A 24,691-nucleotide genomic window follows, 5' to 3' on the forward strand; every position below is an offset into this window, starting at 1 on the left:
GGCCCAAGACCGTCCCACCCATGCAAAACCCCCGCTACACTCCCCACCGCCAGGCCGTTGACCAGCAGAAATACAGAAGTCCGGCTGGAGTACTAACTGATCGCTTCCGCCCGACGTGGCTCACGGCACGGCTCCCGACTGGGTTTAAGGCGACAATCGACCCTTCGTGGCCCGAGCCACGACCACGTAGGCCCGAGGAGCCGGTGTGCCCGCGCACCTTCGTGAACCATCGGGTTGCGTGCCGCGTCCTCCTGATGCGCGGCCCGTGCCAGGCGGGCGCTGTGCGAGGGAGAGCAGGGGACGGATGACGGGTGAAACGATCGGTATCGGACTGGCCGTATTGGTGGGCCTGGCGGGTCTGTGGGCCAGTGTGCGGGAGGCACGGCTGCAGATGCGGCTGAGCCGCTACGGGCTGCACGCTGAGGGGGTGGTGGTGGACCAGGAGCATGAGCCCGGGGACGATTCTTCGACGCCCGTCATCGAGTTCATCGACCGGCAGGGCCGGCCCGTCAGGTTCCGGCCACCCACGACGGCGACGGGGCTGGACCTCGGAACCCATGTACCGGTCGCCTACCTGCCCGAAAGGCCGAAAAGCGCACGGGTGTTCACCTGGAAGTACCGCCTGCATGAGATCGTCGGCCTGTTCTTCGGAGCCATGATCTTCCTCGGCGTCGCGGCTGGGTGCCTGCTCACGCGCTGAGCTTGTTCTCCCTCCTCGTTCTGACCAACGGATCCACCGCCAGACCCGTCACGGGACCCGTCGGACACGCCCTAGCGGTGAGCGGGCTTCCGGTGCAGCATGCCGTCAATGGCGAAACGGAGTCGTGGCCGTAAGCCGCGGGGCCCTTGGCCCACCTTCACTGTCTATTGACTGGCGATGGGGTACGACGGTCGTGATCGGGTGTCCCGCGGACTGTGTACGGACTGGCCGGGGACCCGACACGAGCGACCCTGCGTTCAAGCCGGCGCGGGTGGGCGCTGTGTGATGGCGCCCACTGAGACATCCGGCGCGGGAGATCGAGTCGCGGCAATGCGGAAGCCGAATCAGGCCCCAGTCAGGCACGATCCCGGCATGTCTACGGAATTCAGCGGGATGATCGAGTGCCGACCGGGTGCCCGCCTCTGGGGCCCTGACGATGAGGACTCCGTGTGGCAGGCCGCCATCGACCTCTTCCTCCCGAACAACGGCAACGCCTACGACGCCCTCGCCTGTCTCTTCGGCATCCGCAACTACTTCGGCTTCCGTCCTCTGACCGAGGGCCGCGGCTTTCCGGCCGACGCGTCCGAGGTGTTGCGAACCGAGTACGCCGCCTACGGCGGCCATCCTGACCTGCATGGCACAACGTGGATCACCTGGTCCGAGCTCGCCGTCGCCGACTGGAGCGAGACGGAGAGCTCCGGCACCCGAAGTCGCGACAGCGTCGCGGGGAACGAGACCCACTGGGGACCGGTCTGGAGCGTGATGCGAACGCTCAGCGAACTCCACGGCGCGGACCAGGTGCGGCTCGTCGTCTGGTTCCACTGATCGCGAGGTTGGCGGCCAGACACAGCCCAGGGATGTAGGAGCGTCCGCATACTTAGCGAGCCATCGTCAGCGCGGAGCCAGCGATCCGCCTCTATCGCAGCGCGGACGGAGACGACCAGTCGGTCGGCGACCTGTTCGCCGCGCACCTCGACCTCGCCCGCGGGCACCTGCTCCTGGGCGACCTGGACGGCACGGAGCCCCTTCGACGCGACCATCGACCGGGCCCGCGCGTTGGTGATCGAGCACATCGCCCGGCGGGGGGCGTACGAGATCACCTGCCTCGGGGGCATCCTCGTCTGTCGGCGATGAGGTGTCCGCGCTGAATGGCACTGCGCTGCAAGCATCGTGCTCAGAAGGGAAGGTCGTCAGCGTCAGCCGGTCCCGGCGGGTCCGGCATCGCGAAGGCCGACGCTCCGTGTGCGTCGGCCGATCGCTCACCGGACCCGGCCCCGAGCGTGACGAGCGCGACTACCTCAGTCCCCGGACCGCCCGGACCCCAGCAGCTCCCGCAGCTCCCCCACCGCCTCCCGGAGCCGGTCGGCGAAGGTCCGCATCTGGTCCGCGACCGCCAGTGGCGTACTCAGATAGAGGTTGAAGCGCTCGGGCAACAGCACATAGGCCACCCCGATGCAACGGCTGCTGGTCGATCCGAAGCCGAAGTACTGGATGTTGTGGGACGGCGCGGAGCTGGTGCTCAGGTAGTCGTCCCGCATCGTGAGCCAGCCAGGCGTCCGGTAGAGCGCGGGCTGCTCGGGTACGCCGAGCTCCGCGCCGCGGCGGCGCTGAATCAGTTCCAGTTCCCACAGGTGCTGCTCGGGGACCTGGCCGGCCTGAGACGCCTTCGCGCGGAAGACGTGGGCCTCTGCGGCGGCCCGGAAGGCGGCTCGGCGGGCTTCCGTGTCGGCCGCCGGGTCCTCCATCGCCGTCACGAAGGCCAGCATCTCGGGAGTGACGACGCGCATCGCCTCGGTCCGGCCGTTCCGGTACTGCCGGGTGGCGATCGACTCGTACGTGGCGCCCAGGAGCCCCTTGGCCCGCTGGTGGGCGAGCTGGTAGGCGACCTGGACGAACGCGTCCGGTGACACGCCCAGGGCCTTGGCCGTACTGCTCCCGAAGTCCGCGAAGGACACGGTCGTGGTCGCCGTGGCCTCCCCGTACGCGGCGAACGCGTCGGCGGCGGCGCGCACCTGGGCCCGTAGCGCGTCGTCCAGCTCGAACACGACCGGCTCCAGTGCCGGCAGGCCCTGGGAGCGGGCTCCGGACTGCCGGGAGTGCTCCTCGGCCGGGGTGCCGAGCAGGGCGTCGACGAAGCTGAGGATGGTGGTCCCGTCCAGCTCGCAGTGCTCCACGTTGATGCCCGCCCGGCCGTCGGCGAACACGATCAGGGACACGGCCTTGTCGAACCAGCGGTTGCCGCGGTCACCGTAGAGCAGCTCGTCGCAGGCCTCCTGGGTGTCCGAGGGAGCGAAGTCCTCCAGACAGACGCAGAACAGCGCGGCCTCGACGTCCTCCAGTGCGTCCGCGTTGCGGGGGTGGCAGGCGAGCAGCGACTGACGGGCGGCCGCCCACTCCGCGCGGGCCATGGTGGTGAGGGAGCCCACCGGGGTGTCCGCGGCGCCCGGCTCGGCTCCGGCCTTCATCACCGCGCGCAGGCCCGCCTCGAGGTCGTCCAGGCTGTGCGGGACGCCGTCCGCGCCGAGCACGTCCAGCCGGAACATGCTGCCGCGGAAGAACACCACGATGTGCCGGGCCTTGGACGGGCCCGGCCGTTCCTCGCTGTAGGGGGCGCGGACCGTGTCCTGTTGCGCGCCGGGGATCCGGGTGGTGGAGAAGAGGAACTTGTTCTGCACCATCGACTGGGGCACTCCGCGCTGCACCACCGGCGCAATGCGCTCCTGGTCGAGCTGCCGCTTGTAGTCGAGGGCCCCTGCGATGAGCCCGGCCGCCCGCTCGACCTGCGCCTGGCCGGAGTCCTGGAACAGGAAGAAGAAGTTGGCGTTGAGCGCGATCCGGTCCCGGCGGCCCAGGTAGCGGTACGGCCAGAAGGTGTCGAGCCAGCTGTGCACGCCCGCCGTGGCGTCGTACTCCTCCAGCGCCGCGTGCAGCACCCGGCCGGGGCCGTCGGGCCGGAGGAAGGCGGCCACCTCCGCCTCGGTCGCCGCCCGCTCGTCCGGGGTGAGCAGCGGCGCGCACCAGGCGAGGAACCGCTCGCAGCTCGCCTCCAGCGTGGGCAGCGGCACGCGCGGCAGACCCTCCTCATGGGCGAAGGTTGTCGTGCCGACCTGCGCGGCGAGCTGGCCGCGGCCGCCGCCCGCTACACCCTGACTGTTGTTCACTTCTGCTCTCGATTCGGATCGTTGGGACCTGAGGTGCCGTACGGCCGGGAAAGATGGAGCTGTGCGTAGAGCCAGCCTTCCGCCTCCAGGCCCCGCGCATCCACCCCGGCGGAGGACATGCCGTCCAGCACGAGGGCCTGCTCCTCCGGGGAGGCGAACTGCCGCTGTCTGAACAGACCGTCGACGCGGACGGTCCGGTATCCCAGCCCGGCCAGCGCGCGCTCGACGGGGTCGAACGGGAACATCCGCAGCACGAAATGCGCCATCCAGGGCCGATGGTCGCCCTGGGCCAGCACGACGTGCGTGAGCGTGCGCTCCGTGACGTACCCGAGGCAGCCGGTCGAGATCACCAGGTCCGTCCCGGTGAGCTGGTCGAGCTGACGGGGTGTGGGCTCGTTGTTCTCCAGGTCGGCGTGCACGGCGTCGTCGAGGAACCCGGCCTCGAGTGCGTAGGACAGCGCGCTGCCGGAGGTGTCCAGGCCGACGAAGCGTATGTCCTGCGCGGGCCGGCGGGAACGCGACAACTCCCGGTCCCGGGCCAGCAGGGCTTCGCGGCTCTCCCTCTCCCCCTCGCGGTCCTCGTCGCCGTAGCGCTCGTACAGCTCGTCCATGGTCGCGTCGTACTTCAGCAGGGCGGCGTTGATTCCGTACGAGCAGCCGATGTCCAGCACCTTCGGCACCGCGACGGACCGGGTCTCCCGGTACTCCTGGATGAACTTGGCGAAGTACGGCTTGGCGTGTTGCGGAACGCTGTAGCCGAGTGGGCGCAGCGCTCTGAAGTAGCTGCGCGGATCGGGCTGGGTGTAGATGTGGTCGAGCGAGACTTTTCCGGTCGCGTCGAAACGCACAGGGCTTACTCCTCCGTGGATCTCAGAGTGGATCTCAGGGTGGATCTCAGAGCGAATCGCACGTGGATCGCAGAGCGGGAAACGCCTCAGGCCTGGCGGGTTTCTTGCGGATCTTGCCCGGCTGATCCACACGACACCCCTAGTCCAGCAGCCGGTCGCCCCGGACGGCCCGGTCCTCGGCCGCCAGGTGCTCGGGCAGTACGCGGCCGAAGAGCTGCCGGGTCCGTGCCACGCTCCCGATGACCCCCGGGCGCTCGCTGTAGGCGAAGATCGCGGAGTGGCGCGCGACCCCGCCCCGCACCGGGCTCACCCGGTGCAGCGAATAACGGCCCTTGAACAGCTGCAGGTCACCGGGTTGCAGAGGCAGACGCCGGATCAACCGCTCGCCCCGGCCGTCCAGTACGTCCCGGACGTCGTCGAATCTCTCGTCGTCCGCGGTCCTGATGTTCGGGCAGTACTCGAAGTCGCCCCCGGCCTGCCCCTGCTGGGTGAGCATGCTCACCGTGAACTCGTTGGTGTCGAAATGCCAGGGGTGCTCCATGCCCGGCGCGACGACGTTGAGTACCAGCCCGGAGAGCGGGTCCGCCAGTTCGTGCAGCTCCGGCAGCCCGAAGCAGCGGGCGATGAAGCGCTGGAACACCTCGTGGGTGTAGAGCCGGCTGATGAGGGAGTCCGCGGGGACGCGGTCCCGCGCGACGAACGCGTTGCCCCGCTGGAACGTCCTGCGGCCGGGGTGGTCCGCCGGCAGGACCGAGTCGACGGCGATGTTGTAGACGTTGACGGTTTCGACGTCGAAGTGCGCCCGGGGCGCGATGGCCGAGCATTCCTGCCGCAGGACGTCACGGAGCGACGGGCGGATGAAGTCCGGCAGTACGGTGCAGCCGTCGGTCAGCAGTTCGCGCCGGGCACGGGAAACCACCGCCTGCCCCTCGGCGCTCTCGAGTTCCGACAGGGGATACCGAACCGTGTCGACCACCTGGTCGAGCGTCATGGCTTCCAGGGTGCTCATTCGATCCTCTCGACGTGCGGGCAGACCTTTCGCCGCGCGGGCAGACCGCGCCGAGCCCTCACTCTCGGCTCTTCGGCAACTCCACTGAGGAACAACAGAGTTGAAGCTCCCACAGCCTCGCCAAGTTGTCTGTGACACGTCGCACTGTGCGGCCGCGGCGCACCCGGCCGTACGGAGGCCCGACACCCGCGGGCCCGCCACCCGTGGGCCCCGCCGGCTCGGAGCGCGCGGCGCCGCGCCGAAAAGCCGAGGCCGCGCCCGCGACGTACGCGGGCGCGGCTTTCTTCATGGCGGTGCCGGTCGAGGAGCAGGCCGGATCAGGCGGTGTGCAGGGTCAGCCCGTAGCGGCCCAGGATCTCGTTGACGGGCTGGAACCAGGTGTTGCCGCCCGAGCTGCAGTTGCCCCAGCCCCCGGAGGTCACGCCCTGGGCCTGGTCGCCGCTGATGAACGAGCCGCCCGAGTCGCCGCCTTGGGCGCAGACGTCCGTCCTGACCAACTCGTACACGGCGCCCTGCTGGTAGTTGACGGTCTCGTTCCTGCCCAGCACCGTGCCGCAGTGCCAGTGCGTCGTGGAGCCCGACCGGCAGATCGACGTACCGACCGGGGCCTCCCACGAACCGCGGACCAGCCGGTCCGGGGTCTGGCCCCAGCCCAGGACCACGGGGACGGTCCACCAGCCGTAGCCGGTGCTCACCCAGGCGTAGTCGTTGCCCGGGAAGGACGAGCCCTGGAACCAGCCCATGTCGGAACCGTCCCAGCCGCGCACGAAGCTGCCGGGCCCGCCGCAGTGCCCGGCCGTGACGAAGCCGCCGTACACGGAGAAGCCGATGGAGCAGCGGACGTTGCCGGTGTAGTACGGGTCGCCGCCGACAACCCCTGCGGCGTAGGTGGAGGGCGCCTGGCCGACGGTCTCGACCTGTACGGGGCCGGTGCGCCGGGCACGGTCGAGGAACGCCTTGACCTTGGCGTCGCTGCTGCGGCCGGCGACGACGCGGACGACGATCCGGTTGGCCTTCGGGTCGACGTGCCAGCTGCTCACACCGGCGGGCGCGTGCTGGCGGTCGATGCGCTGCTTTGCCGCGTCGAGCTGTGCGGCGGTGTGGGTGACGATGCGGGTGTCGGCGCCGGTCGCCCGTACGGCGTCGGCCTTCTGACGGCTGGTCACGGCAACGGTCAGCTTGCCGCTGTCCGCGTCGAACCACGTACCGGCGAAGGCGGGGCCGGCCGCGCGTTCCGCCCTGCCCCGGACGGCGAAGGCCGCCTTCTCCTGGGCGAGGCGCTCGCGCGCCTGCCGCTCGGTCAGACCCAGGTCCTTCTGCATGGCGGTGATCAGTCCGGGCGAGGCCGGGGGTTCGGGGGTCGGTGCCGCGGCGGCGGTGGGGGCGAACACGGCTCCGCCCCCGGCGCCGAGCAGGAGGAGTGCGCAGAGGGCGGAGAGGACTGTACGTAAGCCGGTTCTCTGGTCGGTCTTCTTGCGTCTCACGTCGATGAACCCTTCTGTTGTCCCAGCGTTGTGGGGGTGGTGGGAGTGGTGGGGGTGGAACATCAGGCGCTGAGAGCGCTCTCACAGAGAGTAGGAGCTTCGTCGGCCGCCGCACAGCCCCCAGAACGGGCCTACCGGCTCGAGGCGGAGACGCTGCGGGACGCCGCGGGTGGACGGACAGGCGAAGGAAGTCGCGGCGGGGTGCGAGCGGTTCACTACCAGGAGAAAGGTACAAAAGGGTCTAAATTTGCGGGCTATGACGCAGCAGACCGAACTCGTCGGCAGCAGCTCCGCCCCGGAGGGCGACCCCGAGAGCGGCCGGGCCGCGGACGGCCCCCGCTCGGACGAATCCCGCACGAACGGCCGCCGCGCGGACGGCCGCCGCGCGGACGACTCCCGCACGGACGACCCCCCCTCGGACGGCGCCTCACCGTTCGGCGAGAAGAGTCCCGGCGGGCCCGGCGGCACACCCCGGGCCCTCGCCTGGGCGGCCCACCAGGCCGACGCCTGGACCGCGAAGAAATCGATCGCGGCCCTGTACGCGGTCTGGACCCTGACCCGGCTCGGCATGCTGTACCTGCTAGTCCAGGACAGCATCGGCGTCAGCAATGTCTCGGACGAGGTGAACTTCGTCTACCCGCGCTGGTCCCAGCAGCTGGCCGACGGCTCCTTCCCCGTCAACGACGTCACCTGGCAGTACCCGCCCGGCGCTGGCCTGGTGTTCCTGTTCCCCGCCGGCCTGCCGTTCCTCGGCTACTTCCAGGCGTTCCTCGTCCTCACCTTCGCCGCCGACGCGATCGTCGTCCTGGCCCTGGCCCGCGGGGGACGCAGACTCGCCGGGGCCTGGCTGTGGACGGGCGGACTGCCGCTGCTGCTGAATGTGCCGCACGGCCGGTTCGACATCCAGGTCACCGCCCTCGCCGTACTGGCCCTGCTCAGCGCCCGTCACCGCCCGCGCCTCGGCGGGGTGTTCGCCGCCCTCGGAGCCCTGGTCAAGGTCTGGCCGCTGCTCACGCTGGTGGGCATGGAACGCGGGCGCACCAGCCGCAAGGCCTGGCTGTCCGCCGCCGCGGCCGCGGCCGCGCTGCTCGCCGTACTCGCCCTCGGCTTCCGGAACAGCCTCGGCTTCCTGCAGCAACAGGGCGCCAGAGGCGTGCAGATCGAGTCGCTGGGCGGCACCGTACTGTCCCTGATGCGGGCAGCGGGTTCGCCGATCTGGATCGAGTCCCGCTACGGCGCCCTGGAGTTCAGCGGGATGCATGTGGAGACCGTCGCCCAGCTGTCCATGCTGCTCACCGCCGCCGCCTTCGGCTGGCTGATGTTCTGGCGGGGCAGGGCGTCGCGGTGGACCACGGCGACACCGCTCGACGCCGCGCTCGCCGCCGTCCTGCTGTTCACCATCACCAGCAGGGTGATCAGCCCGCAGTATCTGGTCTGGCTGATCGGCCTGGCCGCGGTCTGCCTCACCTCCCGGCACACCACGCAACGCCCAGTGGCATGGGTGCTGCTGGCCGCGGCAGCCGTCACCGCGATCGCCTTTCCCACCAACTATCTGGACGTCATGTACGGAACGGCGCTGGGCAACACGCTGATGGCCGTACGCAACGGCTTGCTGGTGGCCGCCACGCTGCTGTCCTGCCGCCGCCTGTGGAAGGCCACGACGGGTACGCACGACACAAGCGGCGCCGGCGAAACCACTGATACGAGCGACCACACGGGTCGGAGCGCAACCACGGGTACGAGCGACCACACGGGTCCGGGCGCAACCACGCGTACGAGCGACCACACGGGCACGAGCGCAAACACGGATACGGAGGCGACGACGGCCACCGAACCGGCGGCCACCGAACAGACGCCCGCCACGGCTTCGGCAGCCGCGAGATAGGGTCCCCAGCGCGCTCCTTGCCTGCGGCTCGCACGTCTGCCGCCGTACGGCGAGAAGTAGCGGCGCGGCGCTACGGGCGCGTGCGGGACGGCCGACGGCGATCTAGACTCCGGATGCGAATAAATCGCTCATAGGGGGCATAGCCCCTGTCCGGAGGGGCTGTTCGATGGCCGATGCCGACGCTGGTGCCGCTGCCGACGCCGATGTGACGAGTGCACTCGCCGCCGAGGCGTATGTGTACGGCTATCCGCTGGTGTACGCGCTCACGATGGCCGGGGCTCTCGCACGCAAGGGCATCGGTGCGCTGCCGCCCACCCCGCTCAACACCTTCGCGCACGCCCGGAAACTCGCCGACCATCACGACAGTTTCGTGTCGGTCAACAACGACATCGTGTACTCGGTCGCGCAGCTCGACCTCTCCGGCGGGCCGCTGGTGCTGCAGGTGCCGGACACCGGCGGGGCCTACTACGTCCTGCAGTTCGTGGACGCATGGACCAACAACTTCGCGTACGTCGGCACGCGCGCGACCGGCACCGAGGAGGGGCGGTGGCTCATCGCGCCGCCCGGCTGGGCCGGCGTGGAGCCCGAAGGGATGCGCGGGGTGATCGACGCGCCGACCGCCGTGGTGTCGGTCGTCGGACGGTTCGCATGCGACGGGCCCGACGACCTGCCGCGGGTCGCCGCGTTGCAGGAGCGGCTGACGGTGGAGGCGCTGGACGGAAGGGCGCATCCGACCGGGCTGCCGACGCCGGAACCGGGGGTGCCGGACACGCTCGGCTTCTTCGAGAAGCTGCGGGTGTGGATGGGCGACTTCCCGCCCTCGGCCGAGGAAGCCGCGTACCAGGAGCGGTTCCAGCCGCTCGGGCTGCTGGAGGAGGGGCCTTCGCCGTACGTCTCCCCCGACGCGGACCTCCTGGCGGCGCTGAGGGACGGATTCGTCGAGGGCAGGGCACGGGTCGGAGAGGCCGTCCGGGCCGCCGCCGCCACGGCGCCCGGGGAGTGGGCGCTCGACCCGCACTCCTTCGACTACAACCTGGACCACTTCGGGGTCGGCACGCACGACTCGCCGCAGTGGAGGATCGCGGACCGCGAGGAGTCGTACCTCGTACGGGCCGTGGCGGCACGCACCACGCTCTGGGGGTGCCACGGCTACGAGGCCGTGAACGCGCAGGTCTTCACCGACGCCGAGGGCGAGCAGCTCAACGGCTCGAAGGCGTACACCCTGCGCTTCGAACAGCCGCCGCCCGTGGAGTCGTTCTGGTCGGTGACGATGTACGACACCCCGGACTCCTACCTGGTCGCCAACCCGCTCGGCCGGTACTCGATCGGCGACCGCACTCCTGGTCTCGTCCACGCCGACGACGGCTCGCTGACCGTGCACATCCAGGAAGAGCCGCCTGCCGATCCGGCCGAGGCCGCGAACTGGCTGCCCGCCCCGCCCGGGGACTTCCGGCTCGTGGCGCGCCTGTACACCCCCAAGGCCTCGGTGCTGGAGGGAAGTTACCGGCTGCCGCGGATCGAGCCGCGGCAGCCGGGACACTGAGGTCCGGTCCGGGGATGCGCCCCCGGGCCGGACCCGCCCGACCTACCCCGAACCTGCCCCGGCCTGCCCGTACCCGTCCTGCACTGGACTCGGCACGCCGGACATCAGCCGACAGACATCAGGCGTCAGGTGTCAGGCGTCGCCTCAGTCGGCGTAGTGGATCAGCTCGCGCACCATGTGGCACGTCGTGTCGGACGGCGGGCGGATGCCGATGCACTCGGCCGTGGTGCGTATCCGGCGATTGCTCGCGTTGGCAGGGTGGTAGATGCCCGTGTCGAGCAGGGCGATGGCGAGGCGCATGGCCTTCAGGCGGCGGTTGTGGGTTTCGTACCAGTCGCGGGGCAGACCCGCGGGCAGTGGCTGCTTCGTCAGTTTCGTCGGCGTCGACCCGTGCATCGGCTTCGGTCCTGACTTCGTCTTCGTCTTCGGCCCCGTCCTCGTCGTGACTGCGGCAACGGCCATCGGCGACCTCCCGGCGCGGTGGTTGGACCCTCACGAACTAGTTCGATTTTACTGCCCACCACTGACAATCGCTGCTGGCCAGCGGGTGTTCAGGATGTTCGAGAGGCGCCTGGGGAGTACGGTGTCGGAATGGAGATCTGGATCAATCCCGCGTGTTCGAAGTGCCGCAGTGCGCTGCATCTGCTCGACGAGGAAGGCGCCTCGTACACCGTGCGCCGCTACCTGGAGGACGTGCCGTCACCGGACGAGATCCGCGAGGTGCTCGGGCGGCTCGGCCTCGAACCGTGGGACATCACACGGACCCAGGAGGCGGTGGCCAAGGAGCTGGGCGTCAAGGACTGGCCACGCGAGGAGGCCTCGCGAGACCGCTGGATCGCGGCACTCGCGGAGCACCCGAAGCTGATCCAGCGTCCGATCATCACGGCGGAGGACGGTACGGCGGTGGTGGGGCGCACGGAGGAGGCGGTTCGGGACGCGCTGGGCCGCTGAATCCGCTCCCCCGGACGGATCGGCTGCCGTAAACGCCCAGCTCCCCGCCCACCTGCGAAAACTTAAGCCGCAGTTAAGGAAGTCACCCCTGTGGCAGTTGAGCAGAGCCGTCGGCCTACTCGTACGTAACGGCACACGGAACCGATCCGGCCGCCGTTCACGGCCGGGGACAGGAGCTCTCACGTGTCGCGCAAGAAGACCCTCAGCGGCAAGAAGAAAATCGCTCTGCTCGTCGGCGCAGCGGCGCTGGTCGGTGGCACTGCGATTGTCATGACCGGGACAAGCCAGGCCTCGGTGGCCTGCGACGGACTCGCCCAGGCGATTCGCAACAACGAGAACTTCATCGCCGGTCAACGGGCCAATCCGGACGCCCAGTCGGCCGCTCGGATCGCCAACCGCGAGGCAGTGATCGCGCAGATCAAGGTCCAGCAGGAGGCGTCGGGCTGTGAGGAGGGCTCCGGCGGAGGAGAAGACCAGGCAGCGCCCCCGGCCGAGCAGGCTCCGCCCGCCGAGCAGCCGCCCGCGGGCGACGCCGGCAACGGCGGCGACCAGGGCGGTGCCGCCGGCGAGGTCGTCTGCGCCGGCTCGACCGTGACCCTGTCCGGCGAGGGCGGCGCACCCGCCGCGTCCAGCAACCAGTTCCCCATCGGCACCAAGCTGAAGGTCACCAACCTCGACAACAACAAGTCGACCACCGTCGAGGTCACCTCGACCTCCGGCAGCTGCGCCCTGCTGAACAACGCCGCGTTCGAGCAGGTCCGCGAGCCCGGCAAGAACCTCATCCGCAAGGCACGCATCGAGCGCGTCGGCGGGCAGGCCGAACAGGCGCCCCCGGCCGAGCAGGCTCCGCCCGCCGAGCAGCCGCCCGCGGGCGACGCCGGCAACGGCGGCGACCAGGGCGGTGCCGCCGGCGAGGTCGTCTGCGCCGGCTCGACCGTGACCCTGTCCGGCGAGGGCGGCGCACCCGCCGCCTCCAGCGGCCAGTTCCCCATCGGCACCAAGCTGAAGGTCACCAACCTCGACAACAACAAGTCGACCACCGTCGAGGTCACCTCGACCTCCGGCAGCTGCGCCCTGCTGAACAACGCCGCGTTCGAGCAGGTCCGCGAGCCCGGCAAGTTCCTGATCCGCAAGGCACGCATCGAGCGCGTCGGCTGACGCAACCAGCCTCGCCGGGCGCCTCCGACCGCCCCGGAGGCGCCCGGTGAGAAGCGGAGGAGCGGACGGTCGGTTCAGACCAGCCGCTCCTCCGCAGGCCGCTCGTCCGACTCCCCCAGCCGCTCCTCCCCAGGCAGCCCGTCCGACTCCCCCAACCGCTCCTCCGCCTCCGCCAGGATCTCCGTGATCCGAAGCCCGAGCCGTACGTCGCACGCGTGCGCATCCCCCGTACGTACCGACACCAGCAGCGCGTCCACCGCCGACCGGAACGAGCCGATCGCGTCGCCCCACGCGGGCATGAGGACCCGTCCCCGCTCGCCGTAGAGGTCGATGCTCGCGCCGGCCGCCTCCGGTGGCGCGCTCAGGCCGAGTGTGGCCGTGCTCGACGCCCCGGAGGCGTGCCGCAGCGCGAGATGGGTGGTGTCGGCGGGGCCGCGCAGCGCCGTCAGCTCGGTGACATCGCCGAGGACCGGCAGCAGCACGGACAGCGCGTGCGGGCCGACGTCCCACAGGCCGCCCTTCTCTCTCCGCCAGGGCGAGGCCGCGTACGGGCTCGTCGAGCCGTTCGCGAGGTACGAGCCCAGCCAGTGCGCCCGGGCGGTGAACCAGCCGCCCGCGGCGGCCTGTTCCGCGATCCACGGCGCCGTGTCCGCGGCGAAGCGCAGTGTGCAGAAGACGATGGACGCGACGCCCGTGCCCTGCACCGCCGTCACGACCTCTTGAGCCCCGGCCACCGTCGTCGCCACCGGCTTGTCCAGCAGCAGATGCCGCCCGGCCGCGGCCGCGCGGACCGCCAGCGGCGCCTGGATGTCGGGCGGCAGGGCGACCGCGACGGCATCGCTCGCCTCGATGAGGGCGTCCACGTCCTCGTACGCCTTGACGCCATGGGCGGCGGCCAGCGCGGAGGCAGCCTCAGGGCGCCGCCCCCACACCCCGCTGAAGACAGTCTCCGGGTGCGCGGCGAGAGCCGGGGCCTGGGTGCGTTCCGCCCAGGGGCCCGTTCCGAGTAGTCCGATCCGCAGCTTCGTCATGCGGGCCAGTGTGCACCCCGGCACAGCGTCGCGGCAGCGGTGCCCGCCCTGCCTTCCCGTCCACTCATGCGTGGTCCTCGGATGACCCGGGCGGCGGGTCGGCTCGCGGGCGAGCAAGCCAACGCGTACTACCCACCCACCTGCCCGCAGACGGGTGTCGGGGTCACGGGAAGGGAGAGTCGGACAGTTCCAGACCATGGAACGCGACGGCACGCGTAAGCCCCGACGGCCAACACGGCAGTGGATCTCGCCGAGCCCGTTGCAGGTGCCACAGCTCTTGCCGGACGAGTCGGCACCGCTGCCGCCGCAGTCCCCGCAGCTCTCGTTGCGAGGAGGGCGAAGGCGCCGGGTCTGCATTCCGCCGTAAGAGTCAGGGCGGGCGACGTGGAACATGCGGTTGCGTGGGCTCATGATCAGCTGGTGCACGAGGCCTCCTCCAGAGCGTCTTCCCAGGTGTGCTGCTTGGCGTGGCCGGCGAACAGACAGCAGCCCTCACCGTCGGGCCCCGGGGCGACCACCGGGCAGTCCGGCAGCACGACCAGCTCCACCTCGGTCCTCCCGAGCCAGCGGAGCCACAGCGCGGTGCCGTAGTGGTCGAGTTCGGCGAGGAGGCCGTAGTGCTTGCCGTCGTCATGAGCGGACAGCTGGCACTGCACGCTGCGGTCGACGCACTTCGCGGCCGACCTTGTTCTGGCCTCCCGCACCAGGTCCAAGGACACCCGGCACCAGTGCGTGCACCGCATCACGACACCACCCGAGGCGAGGCTTCGGAGCGATGGGCGTGGTCCGTGCAGCGCGGGCACGTGCATGGCGGAAAGCCAATGGGGTTGTCGAGGATCACCGGACTTTCATCTTCTCGTACCTCCGCCACCTGGCCCCAAGTCCGGCCGGAGTCACGGGAGACCCTGATCGACATGAGGACTCGCTGCTCAGCACCCAGGCCCTGCGTCCGCGCACCACCGTCCGGCTCGCGTGCCAGAGCCTCGTCTCTCGTCGTCATGACCGAACTCCTCTGCCAATCCCTCTGCTCCTCCGGGGCAACATCCAGGAAAGCGCCGGGAGTCGGAGGTCTCCACGGCATCGATGCGGCAGTGTTGACGCAGGTCCGTGCACAGGCACCGAAGAGGTTGAAGCCGCGGGAAAGGGGGCGCCATGGGTCTGCGGAACGGCGCAGGGCCCTGGGCTACAGTCAGGAAAAGTTGGCCCAGTTACTCGGCGTGGACCGCACAACGGTCGGACGCTGGGAAAGCAGCAGAGTCTCTCCTCAGCCGCCTCAGCGACGGGGCTTGGCCGCCGCCCTCGAAGTCAGCCTCCGAGAGCTGGACATCCTCCTGAAGCCGCCACGAGCCGCAGGCCAGGAAGCTGCCGGGCACCAGTCCAGTGACCCCCTGAGCGCGGGAGACCCCGACGAAATGATCCGCCGTGAGTTCCTCCGCATACTGACTGTCAGCGGGGCCTTGACCGCCCTGCCGGTCGAGGAGGCCGAAGCTCTCACCGAGGGCGTCTGTCGGGGAGTACCTGCCGACTTCGCACGTATGAACAGACACCTCTGGCAGGTCTACCAACTGGCTCGCTCCAAGGGCTCCGTCTATCCCGTCGTCCGGGACCAGCTGACAACGCTGAACGAGGCGCTGGCGAGCAACCGCGGAAGTGCGCGGCCCCTGCTGAGTGCTGCGGCCGATCTCTTTCAGCTGGCAGGCGAGGTGGCGTTCGACGGCAATCGGTACTCGGACGCGGTCGCTTCGTACTCGCTCGCTGCGTCGGTCGGTAAGGATGCCGAGGCGTACGACCTGTGGGCATGCGCGCTCGTCCGTCACGCCTACGTGGACATGTCCGAGCAGCGCTATCGCCAGGCCGCGCAGATGCTCGGCGCGGCCGAGCGACTGGCCGACCGAGGGGACAGCAACCTTTCGACCCGGCATTGGGTCGCTTCCGTCCAAGCCGAGGCATACGCCGGCCTCGGCGACCTGGACTCGTGCGAGCGCGCGATGGACCGGGCGGAGGCCGTGCGCGACCTCACGACGGACAGCGTCAACGGCGGATGGCTTCGGTTCGACGGCGCCCGTCTGGCCGAGGAGCGGGGATCGCGCTACGTACAGCTCGGCCGTCTCGACCTGGCGGAGAACGCTTTGAGGGATGCCCTGGAGCAGACAGCTCTGGCGTCCGGACAGTCGTACCGGCGACGGGGAGCAGTGCTCACCGACTTGGCTGCTATCGGTGCGAAGCGGCGGGATGTCGAACAGGTCGTGGAGTACGGCAGGGAAGCCATCGAACTGGCTCGATTCTCCGGGTCGGGGTACGCCGCCCGTAGACTCCAAGCCCTGTGCGACGAGTTCGGTCCCTTGAGCCGCGACCACCGCGTGGCGGAGCTGGGGGCGGGGATCGCCGCTCTGAACACGCCGTGACGAGAGGGGTAGGCATGTCGCAGACCGAGGGTGCACGTCTGTTCCGGGAAGCCTGGATCGCGGGAGTCCACCAGCACTTTCCGGGAGAGCCGAAGGCCGGCTATGTCACGCCGTGGGACGACACCCCACAGTGGGAGCGCGAGGCCGCGGGTTCCGTCTACGAGCAGGTCCGTCACTTCATCGAGATCAGCGGCGGCACTACGGCACGGCTGTCCCGCGATCAGAAGGGCCGCTTCGTCGCAACGTGCTGGAGGGCCCAGATGTTCAAGCACTTCGAGGACCCGAAGCCCGGTTACGTGGCGGACTGGACCGACCTGCCGACTTGGCAGCAGGAGACCGATGCCGACATCTTCGAGGCCATCGAGAAGGCACGGAGCTGATCGCTGGTGAGCTCTCGACCTGATACAAGGACGAGAGCACGGCCTGGGCCAGGTGTATTGCCTCGTGAGACACCTCAGGGCCCTATCTCGTCAAGCTGCGGCAGCGAATGTGGTGGGGAAAGCCGTGCGCTCGTCGAAGTGTTCACGGCTTTGGAGACAGTGGTAGAGCTGACCGATCATGCGGCTGAAGAGGTTCCTCTGGGCGGCGGCGTGCCAGTCTCCGGCGTCGTCGCGTCGGCGCCGGTAGTGTGCCTTGGCTCCGGGTGAGGCGGTGATGGCGGAGAACGCCCAGAGGTAGCCGACGTGGTTGAGCCGGTCGTTCTTCACCCATCGGCGGGTGATGCTCGACTTCTTGCCAGAGGCTCTGGTGATGGGCGATGCGCCGGCGTATGCCTTCAGGCCGCGGGCGTCGGCGAAGCGGTCACGGTCGTCTCCAATCTCGGCAAGCACCCGGGCGCCGAGTTGGACGCCGAGGCCGGGGAAGCTGAGGATGATCTCAGCGTCCGGGTGCTGAGGGAAAGCTTCCTCCACCGCCTCGGCGAGGTCGTCGGCAGCCTGGCAGGCAGCCTCGAGCTGCACTAAGAGTGCGAGCATTTGCTTGCCGAGTGCGTCCTCGACCAGCTGCGGCTGATGGGCCCAGTCGGCCCGGAAGACATCCCGGAGCCGGTCGGCCTCGGCCTCGATGCCCCGCTTGCGGCCCGCCCGCTTCAAAGCGGCCTGGAGCTGGACGCGGGTCAGCCGGGCAGCACGGGATGGTGTCGGAGCCGCCTTGAGGATCTCGCGGGCCTCGGGCCGACAAAGTCCATTCTTCCAGGACTCGGCCGCGGTCAAGGCGGCCGGGTAGTACTCCCGCAGCAGGGAACGGAGCTGGTTGGAGATCTGCTGCCGGTTCCAAGTGGCGTCCTGTTGAGCGCGGGCAAGGACGGAGACGGCGCGTGCGAGGTCGGTGTCCTGCGGCAGCGGCCGGTGGGCGTGCATATCCGTGCGCAGAATGTTCGCCAGGACCAAGGCGTCGCCGGGGTCGGACTTCTTGCGCGAGACGGAGTGCCGGTCGCGGTAACGGGCTGCAGCCATCGGGTTGATCGCGAATACCTGCCGCTTGCCGGTCCGCAGCACTGCCACCAGCAGTCCGCGGGACGTCTCGATCGCGACTGGGATCGGATTCCCTTCGGTGTCGCCGTACTCGGCGAGCATGTCCAGCAGAATCTTGTAGCCGGCGGCATCGTCGGTGATGTGCCGCTTGGCCAGTAACTGGCCGCTGTCGTCGACCAGGGCGACGTCGTGTGTGCGTTCCGCCCAGTCGATGCCGCAGTAGAACAAAATGATCCTCTTCCTTGTGCAGGTTGCGCTGGTCACGAGCGCATGCGGGCCACGCAGCGACCTAATCCCAGGACTCGACGCGTTGGCCGGTCCGCCACCTCAGTAGCCGTTCGTGGCACCAGCTCACCCCACGGGCCTCGGTCTATGCGGGAGCTCAGACAGCTCGGGCGTATCGAGAGGTCACCGTGCGGCGGGCTCGCGCCACCAACACCAACGAGTGATCAAGGCGACCGTGTTGACGGTCGTGAGGACGAAGAACGCCACCGATCTGCTTCGAAGCGTCAAGGCCCGGTCAGGCGAAGGCGCCCGTCCGACGCCCACGTGATCGTCAACGCTTAGCAGCGCTGCGGTGACCAGGAAGTCTCGAGAATCACCGCTCTCACAGAGGGTCTGTAGGACCGTGTTGGGGATAGGTGTCTTCACCCGACGCTGCCCGGCCACCGAGCGCCGCTAATACCGGATTAGGTTGGGGACGCGGCTGGCCCTGCCCCGCCAGGTCAGCGGATCGCCTCGTCCATGAGCACGTAGAGCAGCCCGACGAGAGAGCCGCTGCTGACGATCTCGCGCCGGTCGATCATTCCGCGGACGTCGGCCAGCGGAATCCACTCGATCCTGTCGGACTCGTTCTTCTCGGTCGGTGGGCCCTCGTACGTCGCGCCGTCGGCCCGGAAGGCGTGATGCTGAGAGTCCGTGATGCCGTTGGCCGGCTCGGCGTAGATCAGCGGCTTGACCGCGCCGGGGCGCCAGCCGGTCTCCTCCAGCACTTCGCGGGCCGCGGTGTCGGCCGGGGACTCGCCCTCTTCGACCAGGCCCATGGGCAGTTCCCACGCCCAGGTGTCCGTGATGAAGCGGTGCCGCCACATCATCAGGACTTCCCGACGATCGTTGACCACAGCGGCGACGGCCAGGTGACGGAGCTTGACCACATGGTGCTCCCACCGGTGCCCGTCCGGTTGCTCGACGTCGGCGAGCCACAGCTTCACCCATGGGTTCTCGTAGATCGGACGCTCCCCGTGGATCTTCCACTGCATTGCCGCGGCCCCTCTCGATTGGTCACCAGCATCGCAGAGCGGGGACGGACCAGAGCTGGGTTCAGCAGGATTCACGTCAGGCTGACGAATATTGCCATGTCGCGCCTCACGCAGGCCGGTTACGGGTTCGACGCCTCGTGTCGCAGGCCGCATTGCTCAACTCGGGGCAAAGACCGGCACCCTCGTGAAAACCGGTGGCGGAACGGCTGGTGACGAGTGCTACGTTGCCACGGCCGGCCGCGGGACTCCGGCGCGACTTCCGAGACCTGCTTCTGACGCAATGATTTCGCCGTTCGCGCCCCCATTCCCCGGCCGGCCTTCGCATACGTACGCACGGGGGATGTTCGGGGGAACACCATGGCGGACACGCACGCCGATCTCGTCGCGGCCGAGGACGTACTGCTCTTCGTCAATGCCGCGATCACCGCGACCGGCCAGCGCGAGTTCCGGTCCGAGGCGTACGAGCAGCGGATCTCGCTGGGCTTCGTGCACGAGTACGTACGCGTCAACTACCGGCCGCTCTACGCGGCGACGCTCGCGCTCGACATCAACGATCACAACGCCGTACGGATCGTCGAGTGGCTGCTGCGTACGGCGGGCGAGGCCGACGACGACCAGAAGGCCGTCGAGGGGCGGCTGATCGCGGCGCGGCTCGCCGTGCTGCCGCCGCAGCGCGTGTACCGGCTCTTCCGCGCACTGCGTGCCGCCAAGGTCAACAACCGTCGTACCCGCGCGATCATGCGGGACTGGCTGGCGGCCCGGCCGGACCCGGCGCATGACGCGGTGAAGTACCGCCCGGGTCTGAAGGCCGCCGCCCGGCACGCCCACCACTCCTTCGCCGACCCGGAGTCGGGGGACTTCCTCTTCGCGCCCGGGCGGCGCGTCCGCTACGAGCACCCGTACCTGGACGCCTACCGCCGCGCGCATTACGAGCAGGGGGCACTGTACGAGCTGCCGTTCACCGTCGCCGAGGGCTTCGCCGCCGAGCACGGCGTCCGGCGCGAGCAGTTCCTGGAGCGGATCGCACCCCGGATGACCCGGCTGGAGCGGCTGCGCACACAGCGCTCCGGCGGCCCGGCCGCCGATCTCACCGCCATGCCGCTGACCCGGCTCGCGCTGTACGTCCTCTCGCTCACCTTCGAGGAGCGCGTGGCGCGCCGCGCGGAGCTGACCGGAGCGCTCCGGGCGGCGGCGCGGCGCGCGGCCGGTCCGTACACGGGGACGTGGGGGCGGGTCGCGGCGGTCCTCGACGACAGCTACTCCGCGTCCGGCTCGGGCGTGAAGCGCCGCCGGCCCCTGGCGGTGGCGCTGGCCGGGCACTTCCTGCTGGAGGCCCTCTCGCGGACGTACACCGCGCTGTGGACGTCGGGAGGCACCGATCCGCTGCTCGTGCGGCCCTGGGGGCCGACCCCGCTGGGCACGCGGATCATCGACGCGCTGGAGACCTCACCCGAGCGCCTGGTGATCGTCTCGGACGGCTGGGACAACGCCCCGCCGGGGCTCGCGGGCGAGGTGCTGCGCGTCTGGCGCACGCGGCTCGACCCGGACCGGCGGACCGTGGTCGTGCACCTCAACCCCGTATACGACGCGGACGGCTTCGACGTACGGCGGCTGGCGCCGAGCGTGCCGACCGCCGGGATCCGCGACGCGGAGGATCTGCCGGCGCTGGTGGAGATCGCGCAGTTCGCGGAGGGGCGCACGGGGCCGGCCGAGCTGCGGGCGTATCTGGACCGCCGGGTCGCCCGCTTCCTGGAGCACGAGGACAGGCGATGACGAAGATCGATCTCACGGGACTGACGGCTCGTCCGGCGCAGGTGTGGGGCGGCATCCGGCTCGTGCCGTTGGTGCGGGAGGAGCCGCTCGAAGGGCTGCGGCTGCGCCACGAGGTGTACGGCGGTCTCGGCATCGTGGACGTCGGCCCGCGTACTCAGTACGTCTCGTACGTCCCGCACGGCTTCGTCGCGGACTGGTCCGGTGACGGCACGCAGTCGGCGGCGTACGGGACCCAGCTCGGCGGCGGGGCCCCGAACCGCATTCACGTGCGCCGCCACCACCGCATAGCCAAGCGGAAGCAGGGCGAGAACCGACTGCGGCTCCTGCCGCTCCATCTCGCCCTGGAGGGATATCTGGCGCTGCACTTCGGCGGGCCGTCCGTGGTCTGGGACGAGTGGTCCCAGCAGGCGGTCCGGCAGGGGCTCGCGCCGCGCGCCGAGGACGCGTACACGGGCCGGGAGGTGTACGGGCTGTCGGAGGCGCTTCGGGTCTTCGAGATCCATCCGGGGCAGTGCGGGGTGATGGTGTACGCGGCGGACGCGCTCGCCGCGGCGTTCGTCGTGCCGCACCCCGACGACTACCGCGCGCTGCATCCGTCACTGCTGGAGGACCTGTACGGCGAGCTGGTCCATCAGTACGCCCTCTACGGCAGACCGGTGCCGGACTTCGCCGCGCGGATCGGGGACGGCCGGCACCTGGAGACGCTCGTGGATCTGCGGGCGGCGGCCCGTGCCCAGGAGCGGGCCTGGGAGGAGGCACACACGGGTCTGTTCGCCCGGGACCTGCTGGAGACTCCGTACGCCTTCGAGCGGGTCCACCGGATGGGTCCGTACGCCCTCCATCGCTTCCTGCCGCCCTTCCACCGGGCGCAGAGCGCGCAGCACATCGGTGAGCTGATCACGGACCACAAGGGGCGCACGGCCTATCTGAAGACGTTCCGGCTGTCCGAGAACCAGATCCGCCGCGGCCATCTGCTGCGCATGCTGGCCGGGCACGACTGGCATCTAGGACGCACCGCCGAGGCGCTCGGAAGCAGTTACGCCGAGCTGGTCCGACGAATCCGGAATGCCGGATTCGAGTCGCTGCTCAACGCCCATGTGGTCGCACAGAGATCACGACAAACGAAGGAAACCTGAGTAACACGGGGTTCACAATCGGGCAATGGACGGGAAATCCCGTGTTGCGAAGCTGCGCCTCATACCCGCTGCACCCCAAAGGATGAGGCCCCGTGACCTTCAAGGCTGAGTACATCTGGATCGACGGCACCGAGCCGACCGCGAAGCTTCGCTCGAAGACGAAGATTCTGACGGGCTCTGCCGCAGGCATCGCCGAGCTTCCCATCTGGGGCTTCGACGGGTCCAGCACCAACCAGGCCGAGGGCCACGCCTCCGACCGGGTGCTCAAGCCTGTCTTCTCCTGCCCGGACCCGATCCGCGGCGGCGGCGACGTGCTGGTGATGTGCGAGGTCCTCAACACGGACATGACCCCGCACGAGTCCAACACGCGTGCCGCGCTCGCCGAGGTGGCCGAGAAGTTCGCCTCCCAGGAGCCGATCTTCGGCATCGAGCAGGAGTACACCTTCTTCGAGGGCGACCGTCCGCTCGGCTTCCCGGTCGGCGGCTTCCCGGCCGCGCAGGGCGGCTACTACTGCGGCGTCGGCGCGGACGAGATCTTCGGCCGTGACGTCGTCGAGGCGCACCTGGAGAACTGCCTCAAGGCGGGTCTTGGCATCTCCGGCATCAACGCCGAGGTCATGCCCGGCCAGTGGGAGTTCCAGGTCGGCCCGCTCTCGCCGCTGGAGGTCTCCGACCAGCTGTGGGTGGCCCGCTGGCTGCTCTACCGCACCGCCGAGGACTTCAACGTCTCCGCGACGCTCGACCCGAAGCCGGTGAAGGGCGACTGGAACGGCGCGGGTGCGCACACCAACTTCTCGACGAAGGCGATGCGCGAGGGCTACGACGCGATCATCACCGCGTGCGAGTCGCTCGGTGAGGGCTCCAAGCCGATGGACCACGTCAAGAACTACGGCGCCGGCATCGACGACCGTCTCACCGGTCTGCACGAGACCGCCCCGTGGAACGAGTACAGCTACGGCGTGTCGAACCGCGGCGCCTCCGTCCGTATCCCGTGGCAGGTCGAGCAGGACGGCAAGGGCTACATCGAGGACCGCCGTCCGAACGCGAACGTCGACCCGTACGTGGTGACCCGCCTGCTGGTGGACACGTGCTGCAGCGCGCTGGAGAAGGCCGGCCAGGTCTGATCCGTCCGCACCCTGCTGTTGGGGGCGCCCGCCGGAACCGGCGGGCGCCCCTTTCGTTGTCAGTGGGCGCACGGATTCGGCAGCCGCGGACGGCTCTCGTCCGCTTCGTGAGAGGGCGCCTCGCGAGAAGGGACGGCTCTCGTCCGCCTCGTGAGAGGGGTCTGCTGCCGACCCGCTTCATCTGCTTGAATAAGGGAATGGCCAGCCTTCAGAGCAACGTGACAGGTCGCAGCGACCTTGAGCCGTTCTGGCCTTCCCGTCAGCACCACGACTTCGACCGTGTGTGTTGCCGCGCGAGGAACGCGTCGGCCCTCTAAAGCCTCTCCGAGGCCTTCGGCCGACGCGCACGACGTACGTACGTCCTGTCGATCTCGACGACTACTCCGCGCGAAAAGAGCTGACCTCTCATGGCGAACTCCCGTTCCTCCTCGGCTGCGACCGTCACCGGCACCACGACCACCCTCCAGAAGCGGCACCGGCTCCGGGCCGTCGACCCGGACGAGGTGGTGCGTGTCGCGGACTTCCTTCCGCCGGGCGCCACTTGGCTGCCGGCGCCCCAGCACACGCTGCCCGTCCTCCCGGGCCGGCCCCCGATGGTCGGCTACCTCGTTCTCGTACCGGCCGACCAGCAGCCGCCGGTTCTCGCGGCAGCACCGGCCCTGGAACCGGGTCTCGCCCCGGACCTCGCCCCCGGCCTGGGCCCGGGCGGCCCGGACGGGGACGCGGACGAGAGCGGGCACGGTCCGGTGCGGATCGACAGCGCCCAGCGCACCGCGGCCGTGGACGGGCGCACCCTCGATCTCACGTACCTCGAGTTCGAGCTGCTGGCCCATCTCGTGGCGCATCCGCACCGCGTGCACACCCGCGATCAGCTGGTGACGACCGTGTGGGGCTACGGTCACGTGGGCGACGGCCGGACGGTCGACGTCCACGTGGCGCGGCTGCGCCGCAAGCTGGGCGCCGAGCACCGTCACACGATCCAGACGGTGCGGCGCGTGGGCTACAAGTACACGCCCTGACTTGACGGAAGCGAGAGGGGGCCGGCGCGTACGCACCGGCCCCCTCCGCCCGTCACGCCTTCGCGCGTGCCCTGGCCACCAGGCCCAGTGCGACGTCGACGGCGAGGAACCCCAGAAGGCTGATACCGAGCAGCGGTACGAACCAGCCCACGAGTGCGGTCGCCGCGGCGAGCGGGAGCAGGGCGGGCACCGGCACCCTGCGCCAGGCGCCGCGCGGCATGGGGCGGCCCGCGCTCAGCTTGTGTTCCTTGGTCGGCCGGCGCAGCCACCACATGCGGTAGCCCCAGATGACGAGGAACATCAGCGCGACGGCGAGGGACACGAGGGCCAGCTGATTGACCAGGCCGAAGGTGTAGCCCATGTGGACGTCGATGCCGAAGCGGGTCAGTTTGGCGAGCAGCGGGTAGTCCGCGAAGCGCAGGGTGTCCATGACCCGTCCGTCGGCCGGGTCGACGGCGACGGAGTCGAGGTGGACCGGGAACTGCCGGTCGCGCTCCTTGACCACATATCCCTGGCCATCGCCGGGCAGGGTGATCTGGATCTGCTCGTCGACCCCTTCGGCCCGGGCCGCCTCGACGACCTTGTCGAGGCCGACGTCCGGGCCGGTGGCAGGCTTGGGGCTGCCGTGTCCGGCCCCATGGCCCTGGTGGCCCCCGCCGGAGTCCTGTCCGTCGAGTGCGGCTGCGACGGACGGGGTGGCCCCGCCCAACTGGGTCTGGATCTTGTCGATGTT

21 protein-coding genes and 2 pseudogenes are annotated in these 24,691 nt (G+C 69.9%); 13 read left to right on the forward strand and 10 right to left on the reverse strand.

The window, feature by feature from the left end:
• The first annotated feature begins 304 nt into the window (after positions 1-304).
• Positions 305-700, forward strand: a complete 396-nt coding sequence (locus tag AC0699_RS36795; RefSeq protein WP_478669723.1) for a DUF3592 domain-containing protein — start codon at positions 305-307, stop codon at positions 698-700.
• 372 nt (positions 701-1,072) lie between these two features.
• Positions 1,073-1,525 (forward strand): hypothetical protein, encoded by a 453-nt coding sequence (locus AC0699_RS36800; RefSeq protein ID WP_478669728.1) that lies wholly within the window; start codon positions 1,073-1,075, stop codon positions 1,523-1,525.
• 473 nt (positions 1,526-1,998) lie between these two features.
• Here AC0699_RS36800 and AC0699_RS36805 read toward each other — a convergent pair whose 3' ends face one another.
• The 4 genes from AC0699_RS36805 to AC0699_RS36820 all read right to left on the reverse strand — a co-directional run bounded on the left by AC0699_RS36805 (position 1,999) and on the right by AC0699_RS36820 (position 7,202).
• Entirely contained in the window at positions 1,999-3,765 is a 1,767-nt protein-coding gene (locus AC0699_RS36805) for a choline/carnitine O-acyltransferase (RefSeq protein WP_478669800.1), read from the reverse strand.
• Positions 3,766-3,857: 92 nt separating this feature from the next.
• Positions 3,858-4,709: a class I SAM-dependent methyltransferase gene (locus AC0699_RS36810; protein WP_478669731.1), complete on the reverse strand. Its 852-nt coding sequence runs from the start codon at positions 4,707-4,709 to the stop codon at positions 3,858-3,860.
• Positions 4,710-4,848: 139 nt separating this feature from the next.
• A complete protein-coding gene (locus AC0699_RS36815) occupies positions 4,849-5,718 on the reverse strand; it encodes a HalD/BesD family halogenase (protein ID WP_478669735.1) in 870 nt (289 codons plus the stop codon).
• A gap of 317 nt (positions 5,719-6,035) precedes the next feature.
• Positions 6,036-7,202, reverse strand: coding sequence for a S1 family peptidase (locus AC0699_RS36820; RefSeq protein WP_478669740.1), 1,167 nt, complete (start codon positions 7,200-7,202; stop codon positions 6,036-6,038).
• A gap of 256 nt (positions 7,203-7,458) precedes the next feature.
• Between AC0699_RS36820 and AC0699_RS36825 the strand changes: the two genes are divergently transcribed.
• Positions 7,459-9,087 carry a glycosyltransferase 87 family protein gene (locus tag AC0699_RS36825; RefSeq protein ID WP_478669744.1) on the forward strand — a complete coding sequence of 543 codons (1,629 nt, stop codon included), beginning with the start codon at positions 7,459-7,461 and terminating at the stop codon, positions 9,085-9,087.
• A 166-nt stretch (positions 9,088-9,253) separates the two neighbouring features.
• A complete protein-coding gene (locus AC0699_RS36830) occupies positions 9,254-10,630 on the forward strand; it encodes a DUF1254 domain-containing protein (protein ID WP_478669749.1) in 1,377 nt (458 codons plus the stop codon).
• A 144-nt stretch (positions 10,631-10,774) separates the two neighbouring features.
• Here the strand turns inward: AC0699_RS36830 and AC0699_RS36835 are convergent, their stop codons facing one another.
• Positions 10,775-11,026 carry a hypothetical protein gene (locus AC0699_RS36835; RefSeq protein WP_453669127.1) on the reverse strand — a complete coding sequence of 84 codons (252 nt, stop codon included), beginning with the start codon at positions 11,024-11,026 and terminating at the stop codon, positions 10,775-10,777.
• Positions 11,027-11,221: 195 nt separating this feature from the next.
• Between AC0699_RS36835 and AC0699_RS36840 the strand changes: the two genes are divergently transcribed.
• The 3 genes and pseudogenes from AC0699_RS36840 to AC0699_RS36850 all read left to right on the forward strand — a co-directional run.
• Positions 11,222-11,581: an arsenate reductase family protein gene (locus AC0699_RS36840; protein ID WP_478669753.1), complete on the forward strand. Its 360-nt coding sequence runs from the start codon at positions 11,222-11,224 to the stop codon at positions 11,579-11,581.
• Between the two features lie 183 nt (positions 11,582-11,764).
• Positions 11,765-12,391: pseudogene (locus tag AC0699_RS36845) on the forward strand (hypothetical protein); the annotation flags it as partial.
• Between the two features lie 6 nt (positions 12,392-12,397).
• A pseudogene (locus AC0699_RS36850) lies at positions 12,398-12,739 on the forward strand (hypothetical protein); the annotation flags it as partial.
• 74 nt (positions 12,740-12,813) lie between these two features.
• Here AC0699_RS36850 and AC0699_RS36855 read toward each other — a convergent pair.
• Together AC0699_RS36855 and AC0699_RS36860 are read right to left on the reverse strand one after the other, a co-directional pair.
• On the reverse strand, positions 12,814-13,770 hold the full coding sequence (locus AC0699_RS36855) for a Gfo/Idh/MocA family protein (RefSeq protein ID WP_478669756.1): 957 nt from the start codon (positions 13,768-13,770) through the stop codon (positions 12,814-12,816).
• 413 nt (positions 13,771-14,183) lie between these two features.
• Positions 14,184-14,513 (reverse strand): hypothetical protein, encoded by a 330-nt coding sequence (locus AC0699_RS36860; RefSeq protein WP_478669761.1) that lies wholly within the window; start codon positions 14,511-14,513, stop codon positions 14,184-14,186.
• Between the two features lie 255 nt (positions 14,514-14,768).
• Here AC0699_RS36860 and AC0699_RS36865 point away from each other — a divergent pair, with 255 nt between their 5' ends.
• On the forward strand, positions 14,769-16,175 hold the full coding sequence (locus tag AC0699_RS36865) for a helix-turn-helix transcriptional regulator (RefSeq protein ID WP_478669765.1): 1,407 nt from the start codon (positions 14,769-14,771) through the stop codon (positions 16,173-16,175).
• A gap of 14 nt (positions 16,176-16,189) precedes the next feature.
• The gene (locus AC0699_RS36870) at positions 16,190-16,555 is read left to right on the forward strand and encodes a hypothetical protein (protein ID WP_478669773.1); all 366 of its coding nucleotides are present in this window, start codon (positions 16,190-16,192) and stop codon (positions 16,553-16,555) included.
• A gap of 90 nt (positions 16,556-16,645) precedes the next feature.
• Here the strand turns inward: AC0699_RS36870 and AC0699_RS36875 are convergent, their stop codons facing one another.
• Positions 16,646-17,875, reverse strand: coding sequence for an IS110 family RNA-guided transposase (locus AC0699_RS36875; RefSeq protein ID WP_478669807.1), 1,230 nt, complete (start codon positions 17,873-17,875; stop codon positions 16,646-16,648).
• A 497-nt stretch (positions 17,876-18,372) separates the two neighbouring features.
• Positions 18,373-18,906 (reverse strand): NUDIX hydrolase, encoded by a 534-nt coding sequence (locus tag AC0699_RS36880; protein WP_478669777.1) that lies wholly within the window; start codon positions 18,904-18,906, stop codon positions 18,373-18,375.
• 357 nt (positions 18,907-19,263) lie between these two features.
• Between AC0699_RS36880 and AC0699_RS36885 the strand changes: the two genes are divergently transcribed.
• The 4 genes from AC0699_RS36885 to AC0699_RS36900 all read left to right on the forward strand — a co-directional run bounded on the left by AC0699_RS36885 (position 19,264) and on the right by AC0699_RS36900 (position 23,958).
• Positions 19,264-20,679 (forward strand): hypothetical protein, encoded by a 1,416-nt coding sequence (locus AC0699_RS36885; protein ID WP_478669780.1) that lies wholly within the window; start codon positions 19,264-19,266, stop codon positions 20,677-20,679.
• Positions 20,676-21,815 (forward strand): ARPP-2 domain-containing protein, encoded by a 1,140-nt coding sequence (locus tag AC0699_RS36890; RefSeq protein WP_478669784.1) that lies wholly within the window; start codon positions 20,676-20,678, stop codon positions 21,813-21,815. Before AC0699_RS36885 ends, AC0699_RS36890 begins: the two co-directional genes overlap by 4 nt.
• 92 nt (positions 21,816-21,907) lie before the next feature.
• The gene (glnII, locus tag AC0699_RS36895) at positions 21,908-22,939 is read left to right on the forward strand and encodes a glutamine synthetase (RefSeq protein WP_478669788.1); all 1,032 of its coding nucleotides are present in this window, start codon (positions 21,908-21,910) and stop codon (positions 22,937-22,939) included.
• Between the two features lie 407 nt (positions 22,940-23,346).
• Positions 23,347-23,958 carry a winged helix-turn-helix domain-containing protein gene (locus AC0699_RS36900; RefSeq protein ID WP_478669792.1) on the forward strand — a complete coding sequence of 204 codons (612 nt, stop codon included), beginning with the start codon at positions 23,347-23,349 and terminating at the stop codon, positions 23,956-23,958.
• 52 nt (positions 23,959-24,010) lie between these two features.
• Here AC0699_RS36900 and AC0699_RS36905 read toward each other — a convergent pair.
• Positions 24,011-24,691, reverse strand: a 681-nt coding sequence (locus AC0699_RS36905; RefSeq protein ID WP_478669796.1) for a PepSY domain-containing protein, incomplete at its 5' end; no start/stop codon positions are given.

Source organism: Streptomyces sp. NPDC043870 (assembly GCF_056435785.1).